This is a genomic window from Lachnospira intestinalis (assembly GCF_040095895.1).
Classification (GTDB): domain Bacteria; phylum Bacillota; class Clostridia; order Lachnospirales; family Lachnospiraceae; genus Lachnospira; species Lachnospira intestinalis.
Genome location: NZ_JBBMFS010000007.1, coordinates 1 through 18,878, shown reverse-complemented (window position 1 = coordinate 18,878; position 18,878 = coordinate 1). Strand labels below are relative to the sequence as shown.

The window sequence follows — 18,878 nt, the reverse complement described above, 5'->3', positions numbered from 1 at the left end:
ACATTGAAAAAGATATAGCTCAGGGCTATGCTGATTTTGCAGATGATGAAGGAAGCATAGAAGAAGTAGAAACAGAGGAAAATATTGTAACTGAGAATAGCACATCATTTAGCTTTGAAGAAACCACCAATTTTTCTGAGATGAGTGATATAAACAGAAAGCTCCGTACTTATTTTGATGGAAAGATTGTCCGTAAGGATTTGACGAAATCCATCAAGGAAGGTGCGAATGTTCCGGTTTATGTGCTTGAATTTTTACTTGGACAGTATTGCAGTTCTGATGACCCGTCCATCATTGAAGAAGGTGTGGCGAATGTAAAAAGAATACTGGCAGACAATTATGTACGACCAGACGAAGCACAGAAAATCCTTTCATTGCTCCGTCAGAGGGGAAGTCATACCGTTATTGATAAGATTACGGTCAATCTGAATATTAAAAAAGATACTTATGAAGCAGAGTTTTCTAATCTTGGAATTAAAGCAATTCCGATTAGCGAAGATTATCCGAGTAAATTTGACCGCCTGCTTTGTGGCGGTATCTGGTGTATTGTCCAACTTGAATATGAATATATAGAGGAAGATAAGAATGCTTCTCCTATCCATATCCGTAAATTGACACCGATTCAGATGCCACACGTTGACATCAATGAGCTGAAACAAGGAAGAAAAGCATTTACAAAAGATGAATGGATAAGCGTAATGCTCCGTTCTATCGGTATGGAACCGGATACACTGACCGAAAGGGAAAAGTGGCTGCTTCTTGCCCGTATGTTACCGCTTGTAGAAAATAATTTTAATTTGTGTGAACTCGGACCGAGAAGTACAGGTAAATCTCATTTATACAAAGAAATTTCACCGAACAGTATTCTTGTTTCCGGTGGTCAGACAACAGTGGCAAATCTGTTCTACAATATGGCAAGAAAGACAGTTGGTCTTGTCGGTTTGTGGGATTGTGTTGCTTTTGATGAGGTTGCAGGTATCAATTTCAAAGATAAAGACGGTATCCAGATAATGAAAGATTATATGGCTTCCGGTTCTTTTGCCCGTGGAAAAGAAGAAAAATCTGCTTCTGCATCTATGGTATTTGTGGGTAATATCAACCAGAGTGTTGATGTGCTGTTGAAAACATCAAGTCTGTTTGCTCCGTTCCCACCGGAAATGGGAACAGATACAGCATTCCTTGACCGTATGCATTGCTATATTCCGGGTTGGGAAATTCCAAAATTCAGACCGCAGCACTTTACAAATGATTATGGATTTATCAGTGATTATCTTGCAGAGTTTATCAGAGAACTTCGTAAAGAACAGTATGGAGATGCACTTGATAAATATTTCCGTCTTGGAAAGAACTTAAATCAGCGTGATACGATTGCAGTCAGAAAAATGGTCGGTGGATTTATTAAGCTGCTTTATCCTGATGGAGAATATACAAAAGAAGAACTGGAAGAAGTTTTAAAGATTTCTCTTGAGATGCGTCGCAGAGTAAAAGAGCAGTTAAAGAAACTTGGTGGTATGGAGTTCTATGATGTGAATTTCTCATACATTGATAATGAAACATTTGAGGAATTCTATGTATCCGTACCGGAGCAAGGCGGTGGAAAGCTGATTCCGGAAGGAATGTGTAATCCGGGACAAGTCTATACCGTGGCTCAGGGTAAAACAGGTATGCTTGGTGTATTCCGTTTGGAATCTCAGATGATGCCGGGTAATGGAAAATTTGAGCGTTCAGGTCTTGGTTCTGATGGAAAATGTAAAGAAGCAACGAACACGGCATTTAATTTTCTGAAAGCCAATTCTAACCGTATCAGTGGCTCTATCAGTACGACGACAAAGGATTATATCATCAATTACCAAGACTTGCAGGGCATTGGTATGACAGACAAATTGGCATTGCCAACACTGATTGCTTTATCTTCAGTGGCATTAGGTAAACCTGTTGCAAGCAGTCTTGCGGTTCTTGGAGAAATCAGTATTGCAGGAACACTTATCAAAGTTGATGAACTTGCAAACAGCTTGCAGGTATGTTTGGACAGTGGGGCAAAGAAAGTCTTGCTCCCTATCGTATCAGCAGCAGACATCGGAGCAGTTCCATCGGATTTAATTGGTTGCTTTAATTTGATTTTCTATTCCAGTGCGGAAGATGCAGTATATAAGGCGTTGGGTGTGGAATAAAAAGAAAGGGTGTTTTATTGAAAGTGGCAGAAGATAAAACAGAAATTATATTAGCACAATGGCAAACTTGCGTTGAAATGGCAAATTCAGTTAGTCAACGTAGAGATGCGATGAATAATATTTTTATTACATTAAACTTAGCGATAATTGCAGCCGTTTCAATAACGTGGAATATAAAATCTTTGTTTATCCTTGTGGCAGGAATAGTTGTTTGTGCTATTTGGTTATTGTTTATTAGAAACTATAAGCTGCTTAATGCAGAGAAATTTAATGTAATAAATACTATCGAAAAGAGACTTCCGGTAACGCCATTTAATGATGAGTGGGAAAAACTGAAAAACAATAAAAAATATATAGATGGTACTAAGCTGGAGAGAACCCTTCCAATAATGTTCATCATTTTGTATGGAGTTGCTGTTGTTACTATTGTTTACATGAAATTTTGTTAAATAAAAAGGAGAGATTATATGACATACCATTTATTTATCAGTCACTCTTGGAATTATTCAAATACATATAATGATTTGATTAGACTACTTGATTCAAAAGCTTATTTTAGTTATAAGAATTATTCAGTTCCTAAAGATGACCCGATACATAATGCACCATATGATTATCAATTAAAGGCGGCTATTCGAAATCAAATGCAGCACGCAAGTTGTGTTTTGATTCTTGCAGGCGTTTATTCAACTTATAGCAAATGGATAAATATTGAGATTCAACTGGCACAAGAGATGGGGAAGAAAATCATTGCAATTGAGCCGTGGGCTTCTGAAAGAACATCACTGGTTGTAAAAAGAGCTGCAAATGATATTGTAAAATGGAATACGGACTCTATTGTAAGAGCAATTAGAGGATATTAAACTGGAAAATGATATTCCTGAATAAACGATTAGGTTATGAGAAAACTATGGTTGCTAAGGAGAGTTATAATACATATTAGAAATTTGGAAAGGGCAGGCTATGGAAACAAAGCCAAGGATTTTATATTTACAAAAGATTTTACTGGAAAGAACCGATGAAGAAAATCCTCTTTCCACAACTCAGTTAATCAATATATTGAATGATGAATACGGAATATCTGCACATAGAACGACGGTCACAAAAGATATTGCTGCACTTCAGGAGTTTGGAATGGATATTGTTACTATCCATTCTACTCAGAGCAAATACTTTGTAGCCAGTCGTAAGTTTGAATTGCCAGAACTGAAACTGCTGATAGACGCAGTGGAGTCATCGAAGTTCATTACCAAGAAGAAAAGCGAAACTTTGATTGAGAAGATACATACGATGACCAGTCCGGGGCAGGTGGCAAAGCTGAAGCGTAATAACTATGTGGTCAATCGCATTAAGCCCGATAATGAGCAGATATATTACATCATCGACGCTATAAATGACGCTATCAATGCAAGTAAACAGATTTCTTTCCAGTATTACGATTATACCGGATTAAAGAAGAAGGTTCTGAAGAATAAGGGCGAAGTATATAAGCTCAGTCCGTATAAACTTCTCTGGTGTGGGGACTATTATTATGTTCTCGGATATTCTGAGAAGAAAAGTAAGGTTATCAATTTCAGGGTAGACCGTATTGCTTCCAAGCCGGAGATATTGGATAAAGATATTATTTCTATGCCTGATGATTTTGATATTGAGAATTACACAAAGGAAGTATTCTTTATGTTCTCAGGCGAGAAAGTTCTTGTGGATTTAAGATGTGATAATAGTCTGATGAAAACAATGGTTGACCGTTTCGGAGAAGATGTGACAACCCTTGCGTATGATATGACTTCCTTCAGAGTACAGACCGAAGTATCAGCCAGTCCTACCTTTTTCGGTTGGGTGTTTGGCTTTAATGGCAAGGTACAGATACTTGCACCGGAAAATGTGAAGGAACAGTACAGACAGATGATTTCACAAGCCGATGAGGATATGCAGGAGAGTGAGTAGTGATTCGTAAACGATTTAAAATTTGTGTGAAAAATCAATTATTATGAATATGAAAATGATATGTTTTTAAATTGTGCAGACGGTCTGCACAATTAGGAAGGAGTCAATATGCTTACACCGTCAAATCAATATTTGCAGGCAGTAGAAGAAATAAATGATTATGTCAATCAGGCTAAATGCAGAGCTTCTGTCAGTGTAAATAGTGAGATAATGAAAACAAATATATTTATTGGAAATGTTATTATCCGCAATTCTGAGTGGGGAAATAAATTTGTGGAAAATCTGTCTAAGGATATGAAGATGAGATTTCCAAGTGCAAAAGGTTATTCTGTAAGAAATTTAAAATATATGAAGAAATTTGCACAGACTTTTACGGAAGATGATGTAGATGAGTACGGATTGGGAAGGATTACTTGGAGTCATCATCAGATATTGATGAGTAAAGTGTCAAATCGAGAAGAATATATATGGTATCTGGAAAAAACTTTGGAACATAAGTGGTCAGTTGATGATTTGACTTCCCAAGTTAAGAGTCAATTATATGAGCGACAGGCAGTTGCTAACAAAATATCAAATTTTGAAAGACGATTACCGGCTGAACAAAAGAATATGGTATTAAGCACAATGAAAGACCCATATATGTTTGATTTCATCGATTATACGGAAGAAATGTTGGAAACAGATATAGAAAATGAACTTGTAAAAAATGTTACTTCTTTGTTGATGGAATTAGGCACTGGTTTTGCCTTTATGGGACAGCAGTATCATCTTGAGGTTGGGGAAAAAGATTTTTATATAGACCTTCTTTTCTATAACACAAAGCTTAGATGTTATGTGGCAATAGACCTTAAAACTGGCGAGTTTAAGCCAGAACAGGCAGGAAAGATGAATTTTTATTTATCTGCTTTAGACGATTTAGTGAAAGCTCCAGAGGATAATCCATCAGTGGGACTTATTTTGTGCAGAGATGAAAATAGAACAATTGCAGAGTATGCATTGAGAGATATGTCAAAACCGATTGGTGTCAGTGAATATCACTTATGCACGGATTTACCGTTAGATTTGAAAAATGCATTACCTGCCGTAGAAGATATTAGAAGTAGAATTGATATGAAAAAGTAATTTGTGCAGACGGTCTGCACAAATTGCATTGAACAAAAAAGCCTTTATGGGCGGAAATTTTCAATGGAATAAAAATGACAGATATGTTGTATCAGTATTATGGAGTGAAGGATAATGCATAGTAAAAGAGTTCTTAAAGATTTTGGACTCAGTGAATCCAAAATCAATGCGACTATTACCAAAGATTTATACATTGCTTAGATTGTTGCCCCAGTGAGGCAACAATCTAATTGTGCAGACGGTCTGCACAAATTGTAGAATAAAAGTTTATTGAACAAAAAAGCTTTTATGGGCTGTAATTTTCAATGAAAATAAAAACTTTACTTTTAACATTGACTAAGTTAAAAAGAAATAAATTGAGTTAAAAGGTGCAGAGGTGTTAGCAAATTGCGACACCTCTTTTCTTTTGCGAAAAACCTACTTGAAAAAATTTTCGCATCAGGTATAATAAAACTATCGAAAGCATATTGCTTCCGATAGAAAAGAAAGCGAGGTGCAGGTATGAGAAGCAAGAGTCCTGAACTTATGAGTGAGATAAAAAAGTATATCGAGGATTATTACCTGCAAAACAGACAATCCCCATCGACTACAAAGATTGCGGAAGCTGTTGGCATTGCCAGAGGTACAGCATATAAATACTTGGTAGAGATGGCTGAGAAGAATATGATTGAGTACGACGGGCAGGAGATTAGTACCAATGTGACCCGTAAGTACAGTGGCGAACAGACACAGACACCGATTGTAGGTTCTATTCCTTGTGGTAGTCCTCAGTATGAGGAAGAAAATATTGAAGAATATGTATCACTTCCTACTGCTATTTTCGGCAAAGGAGATTTCTTCATATTAAGAGCAAGCGGTCAGTCTATGATTGATGCAGGGATAGATGACGGCGACCTTGTGGTTGTTAAAAAGCAGGTAGAAGCCAATGATGGCGATATAGTAGTTGCCCTTGTGGATAATCAGAATACATTGAAACGTTACTTCCGAGATGATGAGAATAAGAAAATCATTCTCCATCCGGAAAATAAGAAGATGAAAGACATCATTGTAGATGAGTGCTGCATTCAGGGTGTGGCTTGTCACATCATCAAAGAACTATAGCAGAGGACAGACGAATGAGAACACTTGAAGGAATTCGCTATCTAATCAATTTGGATAGTGCGGAAATACAACAGAACTTTGCCGGAGGAGTTGCACCGCCGGACAAGGTGGAGTCGGAGGTGGACACAACTTGAGTATTTATATGTCAAGAGCCGAGTTGGAAGAAATCAGCGAAGGCTTGATAACAGCTTATGCTAATAAGTTTAGCAATCGAGTGATTCAATCCATCGACATAGAACATTTCATTACAGAATTTCTTATGTTACGAATTGAATACGCTTCTTTCGCAGAAGATGATGCAGGCAGGATTGGCTTTCTGGCAGATGGAGCAACACCACTGCTGGTACATCAGGACGGAAAAATTATTCCCTTTGTTTTCCCGAAAGATACCATCGTACTTGATAAATTTCTTCTTGCCGAAAAGGAGCAGGGACGTCGCAGGTTTACAATGGCACACGAAGCGTCACATCATATCTTGAGTAAGATGTATGCAATGCCGAGTGAAGGACGCTTTCATGCAGAGTATGACAGTGAGCGTAGTTATTCCAAAGAGGAACTGGCTCAGATGTTTGCGTCTGTTGAGTGGCAGGCAGATACAATGGGAGCTTCGCTTCTTATGCCGAGAAGAATTATTGAAAATGCCTTGGCGAAATATAATCAGTCAAATCCGATAAAAGTTTATGGCGATAATACCATCACTTCAAAGGAAAAAGCAGTTATCCGTAGAATGGCAGCTTATATCGGAGTATCTTATACAGCCTTGGTTATCAGATTGAGAGATATGGGACTATTTGAGTATCACAATATCCTTGAGTACATTTCCAATGAGCTAAATCTGGGAGGTGTTTCACAATGAGGTTACAGACTCAGGTAGCACCTGAAATACAAAAGAGATTGCTTCTGTCAAGAGTAGAAGCAGAAAGTCTGAAAGAGCGTGATATTCTCTGCCCGACTTGTGGGTTCAGGATACAAAGAGTATTTTCAGACGCAACCGGACATTTGAGTGTGAAGTGTCAGAAATGCAAGAATGTCCATATCTTAAATCTCGCTTACTTCCGCAGAATCCGCAGGAACGGATATAGTAGGAATTGCAGGCGATGAATATTACAAGTAAATATCGAAACGATTTCTAATCGAGTAAGCGGAGATAAGCAATTTATTTGCTAAACTACCAAGCACCGTACGAAGCCGGATAAGTGAAGAATAGAAGTATTCTTTGCTGTCCAGATTCGACGGTGCTTTTTTGTTGCTGTTTTATTCGATTATGCTTCGTGCAGTATTAGGTCTTTTCCCTTGCTTGGGAAAGGACTTTTATGTTTTATAACGTATGGCAGTGCCAGATAGCTGAGTACCCGTAATCTCCGAATTTTGAAACTTATCAATTTTTCAAAATTCAAAGGAGATTACGGAAATGAAAAACAAACTTACATTAACAGAACAAGAAGAATTATTTGTAAAGGATTGTAAACTGATAAATCTTAAATACGAATATAACGGTTATACCGGAGCTGAAAGATGGGCGATTATTACGGAATTATCGGTAAAAGAGCTTTGGGAGAAGTATCCCCTTGTTATAGAAAGATATTCTCCGTTTGTTCATCTTTCCATTGCACAGGGAGAGGTAATTGACGATGCAAACCGAAATGAGGACAAGTATGCAAAGAGAAGCAGTCGCACACTTGACTGCTATGGATATGACGATGAAATGTCCTCACAGTTCCATAAAGAACTTGCCATTATGTTTGACGACCCGTTTGAAAGAGCAGAGGAAGAAAGGCTTGAACTGGAAAGAGAAGAATTGCGTCAGTGTGAAATCAGGAAAGCAAGGATAGCACTTTCAATGTTGCAGCCACTTCAAAGGGAACGCCTTATGAAGAATGTGTGCTGCGGTCTGAGTTCCAGAGCGATTGCAAAGCAGGAGGGCGTATATTACAGCTCCGTAGATAAGTCTATTGCTGCGGCAAAGAAAAACTTTATCAAATTTTATGAAAATCTCTGATTTTGGGTGTGCATTTCATACCCCTTTGTCCAAATGAGTGAAGGGGTTATTTCATTCCGGATACGAATGACACTTTAAAAATTAGATTCTTGTGAGGTTATGTATATGAAAGAAAAAATGATTTGTCGTGGGGATTTATTCTACTATGACTTTGGAGATAACAGTGGTTCAGTACAAAGCGGAGAACGTCCGGTGCTTGTCATTCAGGCAGACGATTATAACCAGAATGCTCCGACGATTATTGTTGCAGCGGTTACAAGTGTAATCAAGAAAAGATATTTGCCATCGCACATTATTCTTGGCGAGGAGTTTGGACTGAAGAAACCGTCAATGGTTCTTCTGGAGCAGATACGGACAGTCAATAGAGAGGATTTGCGTGAATACATAGGTACGGTAGATGACGATAAACTTTTCAGGCAGATAAACGCAACTTTGAAAAAGACTTTTGGACTTTGGGTTTACAAGCCGGAGGGAAAAGAAAATATTCGTTGTCTATGCCCGAAGTGCCTGAATGATTACATCCACAATCCGGACTATATTGTAAGGCGACTTGACCCATTTGCAAAGCGAAAAGACAGATGTGATAAGTGTGATGGGGATGGTTGGGATTATGTTGTTACCGACAGATATTCATCAAAGAAAGAAAAGAGGGGAAGCAATGACAGAAAATAAAATCATTATTCCTATCTGGAAGAAGTCCAATCTTACAGTAGAAGAAGCCGCAGCTTATTGTGGTATTGGCTCAAGAAAATTAAGAGAAATGTCCGACTCGGAGTTTTGCCCTTTTGTTCTTTGGAATGGAAGTAAGCGACTGATTAAAAGAAGAAAACTGGACGAATATCTTGATAATGCGTATTCGATATAGCTGATTTGTAAAATGTGCGATGGGTCGGTTCGCATGATAGGCTCATCGCCATTTTTTAATTATCATAAGGGCAGAAAAACAAGGAGGTGCTTCCGTAATGGCAGATACAGAAAAGATTATCCGAAAAAAATATGATGTGCCGATATGGCATAAGTCTAATTTGACGATTGATGAAGCAGTTGAATATTCTGGCATAGGTAGAGAAAGACTGAGAAAACTAACAAGCCAAGAAGAATGCCCATTTGTTCTTCATATAGGAAATCGTCGAATGATTAAGAGGAGGATTTTTGATGAATACATTGAAAAACTTACTTTCCTTGAATGATGATGAACGCTTACTTGCCGAAGTAAGAACATATCAGGAAAAACTCATAAGCAATGCTGAAGAACCGATATGGGAAAGAAAGTGGCTGACAATCGAAGAAGCCGCAGCATATTCCGGTATAGGAAGAACGAAGTTGCGTGAGTTGTCTAATCAAGCAGGTTGTCCCTTTGCAATATGGATAGGCAATAAAATCCATATTGTGAGGGAACGACTGGACAAATATATAGATAAGCAGTTTAGAATTTAGGAGGACACAATGGCGACAAAAAGAAAAGATAAATCAAGGGTTGTTCTGAAAACCGGAGAGGTTCAGAGAAAAGACGGTACTTATCAATTTAGCTGGCAGGACAGCCAGATGAAAAGAAGATTTGTTTACGCAAGAACTTTAGATGACCTGAGAGAAAAAGAAAAGCGTATTCAGAAAGATAAATGTGATGGTATTAAGACCGAAGCACGATACACAACCATTGATGAATTATTTGACCTTTGGGCAAATATGAAAAGGGGGCTGAAGAATAATACCTTTGAAAATTACAAATATATGTACAATACCTTTGTGCGACCAGTGATTGGAAGTAAAAGAATATCAACGCTGAAGAAATCAGATATTAAGAAATACTACAATTATCTTGTTGATGAAAGAAATTTGAAGCCTTCAACGATTGATAATATACATACGGTTCTTCATCAGGTTTTACAGATTGCTGTCGATGATGACTTCATCAGAAATAACCCGTCAGATAATGTGTTGAGAGAATTGAAAAAAGCACATTGTTTTCAGTCGGAAAAGCGTAGAGCGTTGACGAAACCGGAGCAGGAGCTATTTCTGAATTTCCTGAAAACCCACCCTGTATATGAACACTGGTATCCGGTCTTTGCAGTAATGATAGGAACTGGACTTCGTGTGGGGGAAGTAACTGGATTGAGATGGTGTGATATTGATATGGAAAGTGGAATGATTGATGTTAATCATACTCTTGTATATTATGACCACAGAACTGAGGGAAGTAAAAGCGGCTGTTATTTCAATGTAAATACAACGAAGACTCTGGCGAGTATGAGGCAGGTTCCAATGCTCGGTTTTGTGAAAGAAGCATTTGAACAGGAGAAACAGAAGCAGGAAGATTTAGGACTTCATTGCGAGGTCACGATTGACGGATATACAGATTTTATTTTCATCAATCGTTTTGGTCAGGCACAGCACCAAGCCACACTCAACAAAGCAATCCGAAGAATTATCCGTGATTGCAATGATGAGCAGTTTTTGCACAGTGATGAACCTGATGTGTTACTTCCTCATTTTAGCTGTCACTCGCTTAGACATACATTTACAACAAGAATGTGTGAAGCTGGAGTAAATATAAAGGTCATTCAAGACGCACTCGGACATTCAGATATTTCAACTACACTGAACATCTATGCTGATGTTACAAAAGAAATGAAAGCGGCAGAGTTCAAAGGATTGGATAGCTACTTCAAAGGATAATATTGGACTTCACATACAGAAAGAGAACATACAGAGTGTTGTGTGTTCTTTTTTCTTGTTCTGAAGCAAGAAAAGATAAGGCAGCGTTACTTTGATGTGGATTGACATTGTAAATAAGAGAAGTTATAATTTCTTGTATATGACTATGCTCTTGCATATACTACTATCGCCCTACATCATTTACATCATATTTTACATCATTTGCCCGCAAAGTGACTCAAAGTAGAGCAAAAATATGAAGTATGGGGGATAATTGGAATATGGAGAATTTAATAGTATTAACACCAGCTTGGTCGAGTATGAAAGAACCACAAAAAGGGTCCCGACGATGAAGACACTCGGCGGAAAGACACCTGCTAATAACTCAGATAGTTTAGTGGATAACTCATCTGATAATGGCGCAGCTTGTGGAAATAATAATGGCTTCTTTACAGCTAATGAAAAAATTGATTTTTCTAATGTAAAGGTTGAGCCTCTATTTGAAGAAGAGGTAGACTTTGATACATTCAGTAAGTCAGATTTCAGAGCCGTTAAAGTTAAGGAATGTGTAGCAGTTCCTAAGTCAAAGAAGTTGCTTCAGTTTACACTTGATGATGGTACAGGCACAGACCGTACTATTTTAAGCGGAATCCACGCTTACTATGAGCCAGAAGAGCTTGTTGGAAAGACACTTATCGCTATTACCAATCTTCCACCAAGAAAGATGATGGGAATTGAGTCTTGTGGTATGTTACTTTCAGCAGTAAACAATCTTAAGGATTCAGAGGATGAAGAGCTTCATCTTCTTATGGTTGATAACCATATTCCTGCTGGTGCAAAGCTCTATTAAGATGAGAAACTGAGCCTTGCGGCGGTGTGCGCTTGCGAACACCGACATAAGGCGAAAAACGCACGGAGACGCCAGTCGACGTGATGTAAAGATGTACCGTTTTACAAAATAGACGGGACGTACTTCATTTGATAAAAAACTAAAAAAACAGCGATTTACATCAAACTTACATCAATTGATGCAGAAATCGGTGCAAGCAAGAAAAAATCGCATAATTAGCAGAATGAATGGGCAGTCCTGAAATCGGGATTGCCCATTTTTAGAAGAAAGACGAAAAACTCTTGACCTGCACGCAGCGTATACGCTTATACTATCAACATAAATCATAAGGAGGTGCATTTGATGTTATTAAATGAAATTATAAATGAGGTTGGAATGACAAAGCGTGCAGTTAAGTATTATGAAGAAAAAGGATTGCTGTCAGTGGATAAAGATAACAATGGTTATCGTAACTATACTGCACAAGATGTTGAAACTTTAAAAAAGATTTCAGTATATAGAAAACTCGGTATTAGTATTAAAGACATACAGAGTCTTTTGGAAACTGGCGACAAAAGTATTCTTCTTCGTATTTATCAAGAAAAAGTGCAGGAAAAAGTTTTAAAAGACTCAGAACTTGAAGCTTTGAAGCAATTTATAGATGATGGTGACGCAGACAAAGCAAATGAGGCACTTGATTATCAAACCGTTGAAAATGCAATTGAGTCTTTGCTACCGGGAAAAGAATGGGGAGATTATTTTAAAAGTCATTTCAAACCATTTCTTAATGTAAGGTTGAAGACTCTGGAACAGAAGCAGGCACTACAGAATATATTAGAATATTGCGATGAAACGACATTGAAAGTTCCTTTTATTATGGGAATAGGTGCGAAGATGATAGGTGGGATTGCACAAGAAACCAGAACCGCAGATGAGATGATAGCCTATTATCGTGATATGAGTGAAAGTGAATATGAAAGACTAAAAGAAAAAGTATGGAAAGGTGCTAAAATAAAAAACGGTATAATGAAATACCATCCAGCATTTATTGCACAGAGAAAAATGCAGAAAGAGTTACAAAATAAAGGATATAACGATATATTCATTCCTAATTTAATGGTTCTGTCTCCAACGTATGCAGAATATAAGAAAGCGTTAGATAATGTGAACGATAGAATGTGTAGAGAACTTGGACTGTATTATGATAGCAATTATAACTTAGTTATTAAAAAAGATAATTCTAAGTAAAAGTTAAACTACCCTTTGGGAGAGGAAAAATCCTTTTCTCAAAGGGCTTTTTCTATTTATACGGATATTCGCAAACTACAAGATAAAGCCAAAACTTCATATACTCTAAGCACAAGGAGGTTGAGGTTTGGCTATGAACAACAATTTAGCAGAAGTACACCCGGAGCTTGTTTCGGAGTGGTCAGAGAAGAATTTACTGCTTACACCTGATGGCATTACTTTCGGTTCAAATAAAAAAGTATGGTGGAAAGGTACTTGCGGTCACGAATGGCAGGCAAGCGTTAAGGCTCGTTCTAATGGAGAAAAATGCCCGATATGTTCCGGTGCGAGAGTGATTGCAGGTATTAACGATTTGGCGACATTAGAACCATTACTGGTAAAGCAGTGGTCGAAAAAGAATAAGATAAAACCGACAGAGGTTTCTATTGGTTCTCATAAGAAAGTGATTTGGAGATGTGAGAAAGGACACGAGTGGGAAGCTGCTGTTAAGAGCAGGACAATAAATAAAATTGGTTGCCCGTATTGCAGTGGGTACATATTCCTGAAAGGATTTAACGATTTGCAGACAACACACCCTGAAATTGCTTCGGAGTGGTCAGAAAAAAACTTGCCGTTGAAACCTGATGAGGTAAATGCAAAGTCGAGGAAAAATGTCTGGTGGAGATGCGGTAAATGCGGTAACGAGTGGAAATCAGTTATCAATGCTCGTGTGAAAGGTACGGTATGCCCCGTTTGTGCGGAGAGAGAAGTTCTTGCCGGATATAATGATTTGGCGACGACAGATAATCAGCTTCTCAGTGAATGGGATTATGAACAGAATAAATTGAAGCCGACAGAAGTATCACGAACTTCAGCAAAGAGAGCGTGGTGGAAATGCAGGCACGGTCATTCGTGGAGTATGAAGATAAATGAAAGAACGATATTGAATAAAGGCTGCCGAATTTGTGAGCAAGAATATTTGTCATTGTTTCCTGCTTTGGCTGTCAGCTATTATTCTAATAAGAAAGGCTTGAAAGCAGAACTTGGTTCTGACCGATTGCTTGGAGTTCCGCTTGAAACATACATACCTTCAGAAAAGTTGGCTATTGAGTCAGAAAGTGCCGATGAGAATATAGAAATAATGAAAGCATATATGTGCAAGCAAAGAGGAATAAGGCTGATTAAGCTGCCGATGAAAGGCACAGAACTGGATTATGCCAATAGCTTAAAGAAAGCTTTTCAGAGCGTACATATATTTATTTCTTCTGATACAGAGGAAGATGTGGAGATAATCAAAAATACATTTGAAAGATGGAGGGATAGCCAATGAGAGAGAAAACCTATCATCTATGCATCAGGAAGTAATCAAAAACCTAGAAAGTATCCACGGTGCGCTATTACGAATGAACCGTTCGATACAAGCAGAAGGCACTTTCGGAATTATGAAAAACGACCGTTGGTACAAGAGAATTATCCGAAGAGGTATTCATTCAGTCAAACTGGAAGTTTTACTCGTGGCGATAGGCCACAATCTATATAAATATCAGAAAAAAAGATGAGAAACAGAACTGCCGCATAGATTCAAAAAAGAATTTCTATGGGGTAGGGGAAGAGCGCTTTCTTTGCGCATGATTTCAGTCATTTATACACAACAGGTACAAAAATGGAGATGCGAAAAAACTCAATCGAGTTTTTTCACATCCCCTATTACAACGATGGTCAGCTCATTTGTGGCAGAATGGTATGGTTGAAGCGCGGAGCGGCATCATGAATGAAGGGTGATGTCGCTCGAAATTATACGCAATGAAATAAGCGCGGTTCAGCAGGAATTGCTATTGAAGTTGGAAATAAAATCAATCGCCATGCTAGAATATTCACCAAAACAAGATTCCGAGGCCTGCTGAAAACAGGATCATCAGAATTGGCGATGGAGCTGTTTTTCTGATTATTTTACAAATCAGATGTGTTGCTCCGAGCATGGCAAATACTGCGATAGAGCGCAAATCGGGCGCAAATCCGGCCTGTAAATCTGTGAGGCCAAACAGCGTAGACAGCGCCATGCTGAGCGCGGTCGCAAGGATCATCGCTACAACGCACGGACGAACTCCCGATAAAAAGGCGTTGACGGGTGCATATTTCATCAGATTCTTTAGTGCGGATGCAATTAAGAGAATAATCAAAAATGACGGCAACACCACGCCCAGCGTTGCAACAAATGAACCGAGGATTCCGCCCTGTGTTGAGCCGATAAAGGTTGCCATATTCACGGCAAGGGATCCCGGTGTGGATTCAGATACGGCAATAAAATTCAGAAACTCGTTCTCTGTCAACCAGCCGTTGGAAAGCACCCTTTCGCGTACCAGCGAAACCATTCCATAGCCGCCGCCGAAAGACAAGGCACCGATCATCAAAAAGTTCAGAAAGAGACGCAGATATATCATGACGTTTTCCCATCTCCTTTCCGGATTTTTCGCAGAAAGAAAACAACAAGCCCGACCGCGCCGCAGATCAGGATGTAAAACACAGAGGAAAACGAAACTGCCGTGATCGAGCAACAGAGCATGGAAGCCATGACCAACGTGAGAAGCGTCAAGTTTAGTGTGTTTTTGTCAATACTTTTAAGCATTTTCAGTCCTGCGGTAAGGATCAGATAGATCACACATACCTGAATCCCGCGGAATGCGCAGGAAACCCAGCGCAAACTGAGAAACTGATCAAAGAACAGCGAGATACCATAAATTACAAAGAAAGATGGAATGCAGACAGCAAGTGTGGACATGGTTGCACCCGCAAATCCTGCAATTTTGTAACCAATGTAAGTCGCACTGTTGATGGCGACTGGTCCTGGCGTGGATTCGGCTACCGCAACCATGTCCAGAAACTCGCTTTTTTCAAGCCATTTTTTCTTTTCAACGAACTCATTTTCAAGCAGCGCAATCATAGCGTATCCGCCGCCAAAGGTGAACGCACCGATTTTTAAGAATGTGATAAATAAAGAGCAAATTAGTTTCATGCCTGTATATCCCTCCTTCTGCGAATAATACCTACAAGAAAAACACCCAATAGAATCAGGCAGCCAGACAACACCTGCGACACGCGGACTCTTGGCATCAGATATAGACTGTCAGTACGAAGTCCCTCTACAAAGCAGCGTATCACGCCATAGCCAATCATGTAAAACGGAAGCAGATATCCTTTTTTCTGAAATGCGGATAGGAGATCAGCATGACAATCAGCAGCAGTGTATTCAGTGCAGATTCGTAGAAGAACGTCGCCTGATGCCACTGCCCGAGTTCCTCTATGTAAACATCATACGGAAAGAATTGGAGATCTAGATTTGTGATCAGATTTCCGTAAGTCTCCTGATTCACAAAATTCCCCCAACGTCCGATGGCTTGTCCAAGAACAAGGCTGGGAATCAGCGTATCTGCAAGCGACCAGAAGGAAAGTTCTTTGACCTTGCAGTAAATCAGTACAACAGCAACACCGCCGAGGATGCCTCCATAAATGGCAAGCCCGCCCTTATTGATTTGAAAAACGGAGAGAAGGTTATCCTTGTACTGCTCCCACTCAAAAAGCACATAGTATGCTCTGGCACAGAGAATACACACGGGAATCATCCCATCTACGGGTATCTGAAAGACCGGAGAACAAGCAGCGCTGGATTATCGACGAGGAAGCTACCGCCGTTGTGCGCCGCATCTTCCGCATGGTCAATGACGGCAAGGGCGTGTATCAGATTGCGGATATTCTGTCCGAGGAAAAGGTGCTTTGTCCGTCTGCCTACCTTGCTGCAAAAGGCGTGGGTAACCGTAGAAACAGCAAGTTTGAAGACCCCTACCGCTGGTGGGGTACGACGGTGAGCTATATTCTTGCCCGCGTGGAGTACATGGGGCATACCGTCAATTTCAAGACCTAACGCATTTCTTTGTTTTGGTTTCCATACCTATTTTTTTTAGGTTTTGGTAATATCCGTGCATACATTTTCTTCTCCTATATTATCGCAATTGGCCTGTTTCCTTTATAAAAATTCACCTTTAACTTGAATATTCATTCTACAGAGACTAAAGTCATATAGCGTAAAGACCCATTCGTTAAGATAAAAATGAAAACAGAATCCTCACATGGAATATATTAAACAACAGTACACTAAAAAGCAATAGACAGAAAGAAATTTTATGGCAGGTCGGATGAAATTCCTGCATCTGACAAAAAGGAAAATGAATAGGATATGAGTAGCTTGCCACGAGGGGGCTTAAAAGTGTAAGGAGATTATTGTAAATGATAAAATAAATATGTACATTTAGTGGAAAATAAAAAAAGATGAATTATGCTGCCCGAATGTATAGGAAGGTAGGATTTGAAATTGTTGATGAAAATGACGAAGAATATATTATGATTTGTAAGTTATAAGCACTTGCAAATTTCAGGTTTCGTTCCATTCTGTAAAGAAAAATGAATAAATGTCGATAAATATTATGAGCTAAGGATGGCGTCTGTTTGGATTGGAGGTTATATTATGAGAATACAAGCGGCAAATACATTTTATACAGGTACTTACTCTGTTTTGAATACGAAGTCATCATTTCCATATGCTGTAAAAGTTGAAGGTTACGGAAATACAAGAAACCAAAGGAGTTTATTTCAGTTTGCACATGTGACAATAACAGAACATATGGTAAACGCAAAATATGGTACAAAGATTACAAACGGTCTGAGAGTGCAGATGCAGACCGCAGGTAGTAAGAAAAAAGAAGATTGGACTGAGGTTTCCAAAGAACAGTTGGCAGAAGTAAAACTACCGGCATCATTTGATAAATTGAAAGAACAAAATTCTTATTTTTATCATGGAGAAAACATATCGGATTATGAACTAGTGCAAACTGCAGTAGCATTGGGGAAAATGGAATTACCAACAGATGAGAAAAAGTGTATCCCAGACAGAGTTGCAATGGATGCATTTGAAGTGCTTGTCAGAGACCAGGCGGCTCCAAAAAACTCATGGTCAAATACATTGTATTCGGAAGATGGAAAATATACCTTTACAAAGACTGAAAGCGGAAGATGGCAGATGCATTTGATTGATGATGCTGCCATAGGTGCATCTTTGGAAGATATAGCAAATTGGATGATGAGCGGCACGCCCAATAGAAATATTGAGACACGCTACCTAAATTATCTTCATACTGTTGATCCGGATTTATATAATGTGGCGATGCGAATAGGTACCGAGGTTCGTTCTTATGGTTTTATGGAGGATTTACATCAGCAGGGAGTATTAAGTGATAGTCAAAATCAGTATGATATGAGTCTGTTGGGTATGTTATTCGGTAAAGATGCGGATAGTATGCGTATGATATTGCATGGGTGTAAGGAGTCTGGTAATTTTTTGGAATTATTGGATTTGTATAGCCCGGATGGAGCAAAATCGTTGGATAAGCTTCGGGAACAGCAATATAAGCACGGTGGAATTGTTTAATATAGCGAGTTTTATGACAGGATATGAAAAAGCAATTAATTCTCGAAGTAGAAGAGTGTGAAACACTATTCGCTTGAAAATTTCAGTTTGCAGATTTGAAACAAAAGAACATAAATACAACAGCGTAAGGGCAGTTATAGACCGTAAAGGTTTGTAGCTGCCCTTTTTGCGTTTACGGAACTTTTGGACAAAATGTCCAGAAGTGGAAAGGAGAGCTTATGAAGTATTTACTGCACAGGCTGTATGTTCCACCATAGCGGAATTACAGCTATGGATTGTCAACACTTTTTCAGACAAATTTTTTTAGGTTATTTTCCCGATATTGTACAGGCGTTTGATACCCTAGGG

22 protein-coding genes and 2 pseudogenes are annotated in these 18,878 nt (G+C 38.8%); 20 read left to right on the top strand and 4 right to left on the bottom strand.

Going from position 1 to position 18,878, the window contains the following annotated elements; translation table 11 throughout:
- Positions 1 to 140: 140 nt before the first annotated feature.
- From brxL to WMO37_RS08975, 17 genes and pseudogenes are all read left to right on the top strand, one after another.
- A complete protein-coding gene (brxL, locus tag WMO37_RS09055) occupies positions 141 to 2,171 on the top strand; it encodes a protease Lon-related BREX system protein BrxL (protein WP_117886558.1) in 2,031 nt (676 codons plus the stop codon).
- 23 nt (positions 2,172 to 2,194) lie between these two features.
- A complete protein-coding gene (locus WMO37_RS09050; RefSeq protein ID WP_349154839.1) occupies positions 2,195 to 2,620 on the top strand; it encodes a RipA family octameric membrane protein in 426 nt (141 codons plus the stop codon).
- Between the two features lie 18 nt (positions 2,621 to 2,638).
- Positions 2,639 to 3,034, top strand: a complete 396-nt coding sequence (locus WMO37_RS09045) for a TIR domain-containing protein (RefSeq protein WP_278607804.1) — start codon at positions 2,639 to 2,641, stop codon at positions 3,032 to 3,034.
- A 100-nt stretch (positions 3,035 to 3,134) separates the two neighbouring features.
- The gene (locus tag WMO37_RS09040; RefSeq protein WP_349154838.1) at positions 3,135 to 4,118 is read left to right on the top strand and encodes a helix-turn-helix transcriptional regulator; all 984 of its coding nucleotides are present in this window, start codon (positions 3,135 to 3,137) and stop codon (positions 4,116 to 4,118) included.
- A 108-nt stretch (positions 4,119 to 4,226) separates the two neighbouring features.
- A complete protein-coding gene (locus WMO37_RS09035) occupies positions 4,227 to 5,240 on the top strand; it encodes a PDDEXK nuclease domain-containing protein (protein WP_118278832.1) in 1,014 nt (337 codons plus the stop codon).
- A 501-nt stretch (positions 5,241 to 5,741) separates the two neighbouring features.
- Entirely contained in the window at positions 5,742 to 6,341 is a 600-nt protein-coding gene (gene lexA / locus WMO37_RS09030; protein WP_055161134.1) for a transcriptional repressor LexA, read from the top strand.
- A 130-nt stretch (positions 6,342 to 6,471) separates the two neighbouring features.
- Positions 6,472 to 7,197, top strand: coding sequence for an ImmA/IrrE family metallo-endopeptidase (locus WMO37_RS09025; RefSeq protein WP_055057003.1), 726 nt, complete (start codon positions 6,472 to 6,474; stop codon positions 7,195 to 7,197).
- Between the two features lie 555 nt (positions 7,198 to 7,752).
- Positions 7,753 to 8,340, top strand: coding sequence for a hypothetical protein (locus WMO37_RS09020; RefSeq protein ID WP_055291085.1), 588 nt, complete (start codon positions 7,753 to 7,755; stop codon positions 8,338 to 8,340).
- A 105-nt stretch (positions 8,341 to 8,445) separates the two neighbouring features.
- Positions 8,446 to 9,012 (top strand): type II toxin-antitoxin system PemK/MazF family toxin, encoded by a 567-nt coding sequence (locus WMO37_RS09015; protein ID WP_002594703.1) that lies wholly within the window; start codon positions 8,446 to 8,448, stop codon positions 9,010 to 9,012.
- A complete protein-coding gene (locus tag WMO37_RS09010; protein ID WP_002594704.1) occupies positions 8,999 to 9,205 on the top strand; it encodes an excisionase in 207 nt (68 codons plus the stop codon). The genes WMO37_RS09015 and WMO37_RS09010 overlap by 14 nt, the downstream gene beginning before the upstream one ends.
- A gap of 97 nt (positions 9,206 to 9,302) precedes the next feature.
- On the top strand, positions 9,303 to 9,530 hold the full coding sequence (locus tag WMO37_RS09005; protein WP_002594705.1) for an excisionase: 228 nt from the start codon (positions 9,303 to 9,305) through the stop codon (positions 9,528 to 9,530).
- Entirely contained in the window at positions 9,496 to 9,777 is a 282-nt protein-coding gene (locus tag WMO37_RS09000) for an excisionase (protein ID WP_023920548.1), read from the top strand. The genes WMO37_RS09005 and WMO37_RS09000 overlap by 35 nt, the downstream gene beginning before the upstream one ends.
- Positions 9,778 to 9,786: 9 nt before the next feature.
- Entirely contained in the window at positions 9,787 to 11,016 is a 1,230-nt protein-coding gene (locus WMO37_RS08995) for a site-specific integrase (RefSeq protein WP_349154837.1), read from the top strand.
- 253 nt (positions 11,017 to 11,269) lie between these two features.
- The gene (locus WMO37_RS08990; RefSeq protein WP_349154836.1) at positions 11,270 to 11,845 is read left to right on the top strand and encodes a hypothetical protein; all 576 of its coding nucleotides are present in this window, start codon (positions 11,270 to 11,272) and stop codon (positions 11,843 to 11,845) included.
- Positions 11,846 to 12,187: 342 nt separating this feature from the next.
- Positions 12,188 to 13,072 (top strand): MerR family transcriptional regulator, encoded by an 885-nt coding sequence (locus tag WMO37_RS08985; protein WP_349154835.1) that lies wholly within the window; start codon positions 12,188 to 12,190, stop codon positions 13,070 to 13,072.
- A gap of 133 nt (positions 13,073 to 13,205) precedes the next feature.
- Positions 13,206 to 14,381 carry a zinc-ribbon domain-containing protein gene (locus tag WMO37_RS08980; RefSeq protein ID WP_349154834.1) on the top strand — a complete coding sequence of 392 codons (1,176 nt, stop codon included), beginning with the start codon at positions 13,206 to 13,208 and terminating at the stop codon, positions 14,379 to 14,381.
- Positions 14,382 to 14,385: 4 nt separating this feature from the next.
- A pseudogene (locus tag WMO37_RS08975) lies at positions 14,386 to 14,630 on the top strand (transposase); the annotation flags it as partial.
- A gap of 295 nt (positions 14,631 to 14,925) precedes the next feature.
- Here WMO37_RS08975 and WMO37_RS08970 read toward each other — a convergent pair.
- From WMO37_RS08970 to WMO37_RS08960, 4 genes are read right to left on the bottom strand one after another with little or no spacing between them, the layout of a single operon-like run.
- The gene (locus tag WMO37_RS08970; protein ID WP_349154832.1) at positions 14,926 to 15,492 is read right to left on the bottom strand and encodes a chromate transporter; all 567 of its coding nucleotides are present in this window, start codon (positions 15,490 to 15,492) and stop codon (positions 14,926 to 14,928) included.
- Positions 15,489 to 16,064, bottom strand: coding sequence for a chromate transporter (locus tag WMO37_RS08965; protein WP_109257243.1), 576 nt, complete (start codon positions 16,062 to 16,064; stop codon positions 15,489 to 15,491). The genes WMO37_RS08970 and WMO37_RS08965 overlap by 4 nt, the downstream gene beginning before the upstream one ends.
- Positions 16,061 to 16,225 carry a prolipoprotein diacylglyceryl transferase family protein gene (locus WMO37_RS14935; protein ID WP_496111649.1) on the bottom strand — a complete coding sequence of 55 codons (165 nt, stop codon included), beginning with the start codon at positions 16,223 to 16,225 and terminating at the stop codon, positions 16,061 to 16,063. The genes WMO37_RS08965 and WMO37_RS14935 overlap by 4 nt, the downstream gene beginning before the upstream one ends.
- Positions 16,222 to 16,632, bottom strand: coding sequence for a prolipoprotein diacylglyceryl transferase family protein (locus WMO37_RS08960; protein WP_496111648.1), 411 nt, complete (start codon positions 16,630 to 16,632; stop codon positions 16,222 to 16,224). Before WMO37_RS08960 ends, WMO37_RS14935 begins: the two co-directional genes overlap by 4 nt.
- Positions 16,633 to 16,637: 5 nt before the next feature.
- Here WMO37_RS08960 and WMO37_RS08955 point away from each other — a divergent pair, with 5 nt between their 5' ends.
- The 3 genes and pseudogenes from WMO37_RS08955 to WMO37_RS08945 all read left to right on the top strand — a co-directional run bounded on the left by WMO37_RS08955 (position 16,638) and on the right by WMO37_RS08945 (position 18,530).
- On the top strand, positions 16,638 to 16,970 hold the full coding sequence (locus WMO37_RS08955) for a recombinase family protein (protein ID WP_227090083.1): 333 nt from the start codon (positions 16,638 to 16,640) through the stop codon (positions 16,968 to 16,970).
- 398 nt (positions 16,971 to 17,368) lie between these two features.
- Positions 17,369 to 17,464, top strand: a pseudogene (locus WMO37_RS08950) (GNAT family N-acetyltransferase); the annotation flags it as partial.
- A gap of 106 nt (positions 17,465 to 17,570) precedes the next feature.
- Positions 17,571 to 18,530: a hypothetical protein gene (locus tag WMO37_RS08945; protein WP_227090084.1), complete on the top strand. Its 960-nt coding sequence runs from the start codon at positions 17,571 to 17,573 to the stop codon at positions 18,528 to 18,530.
- The last annotated feature ends 348 nt before the right edge of the window (positions 18,531 to 18,878 follow it).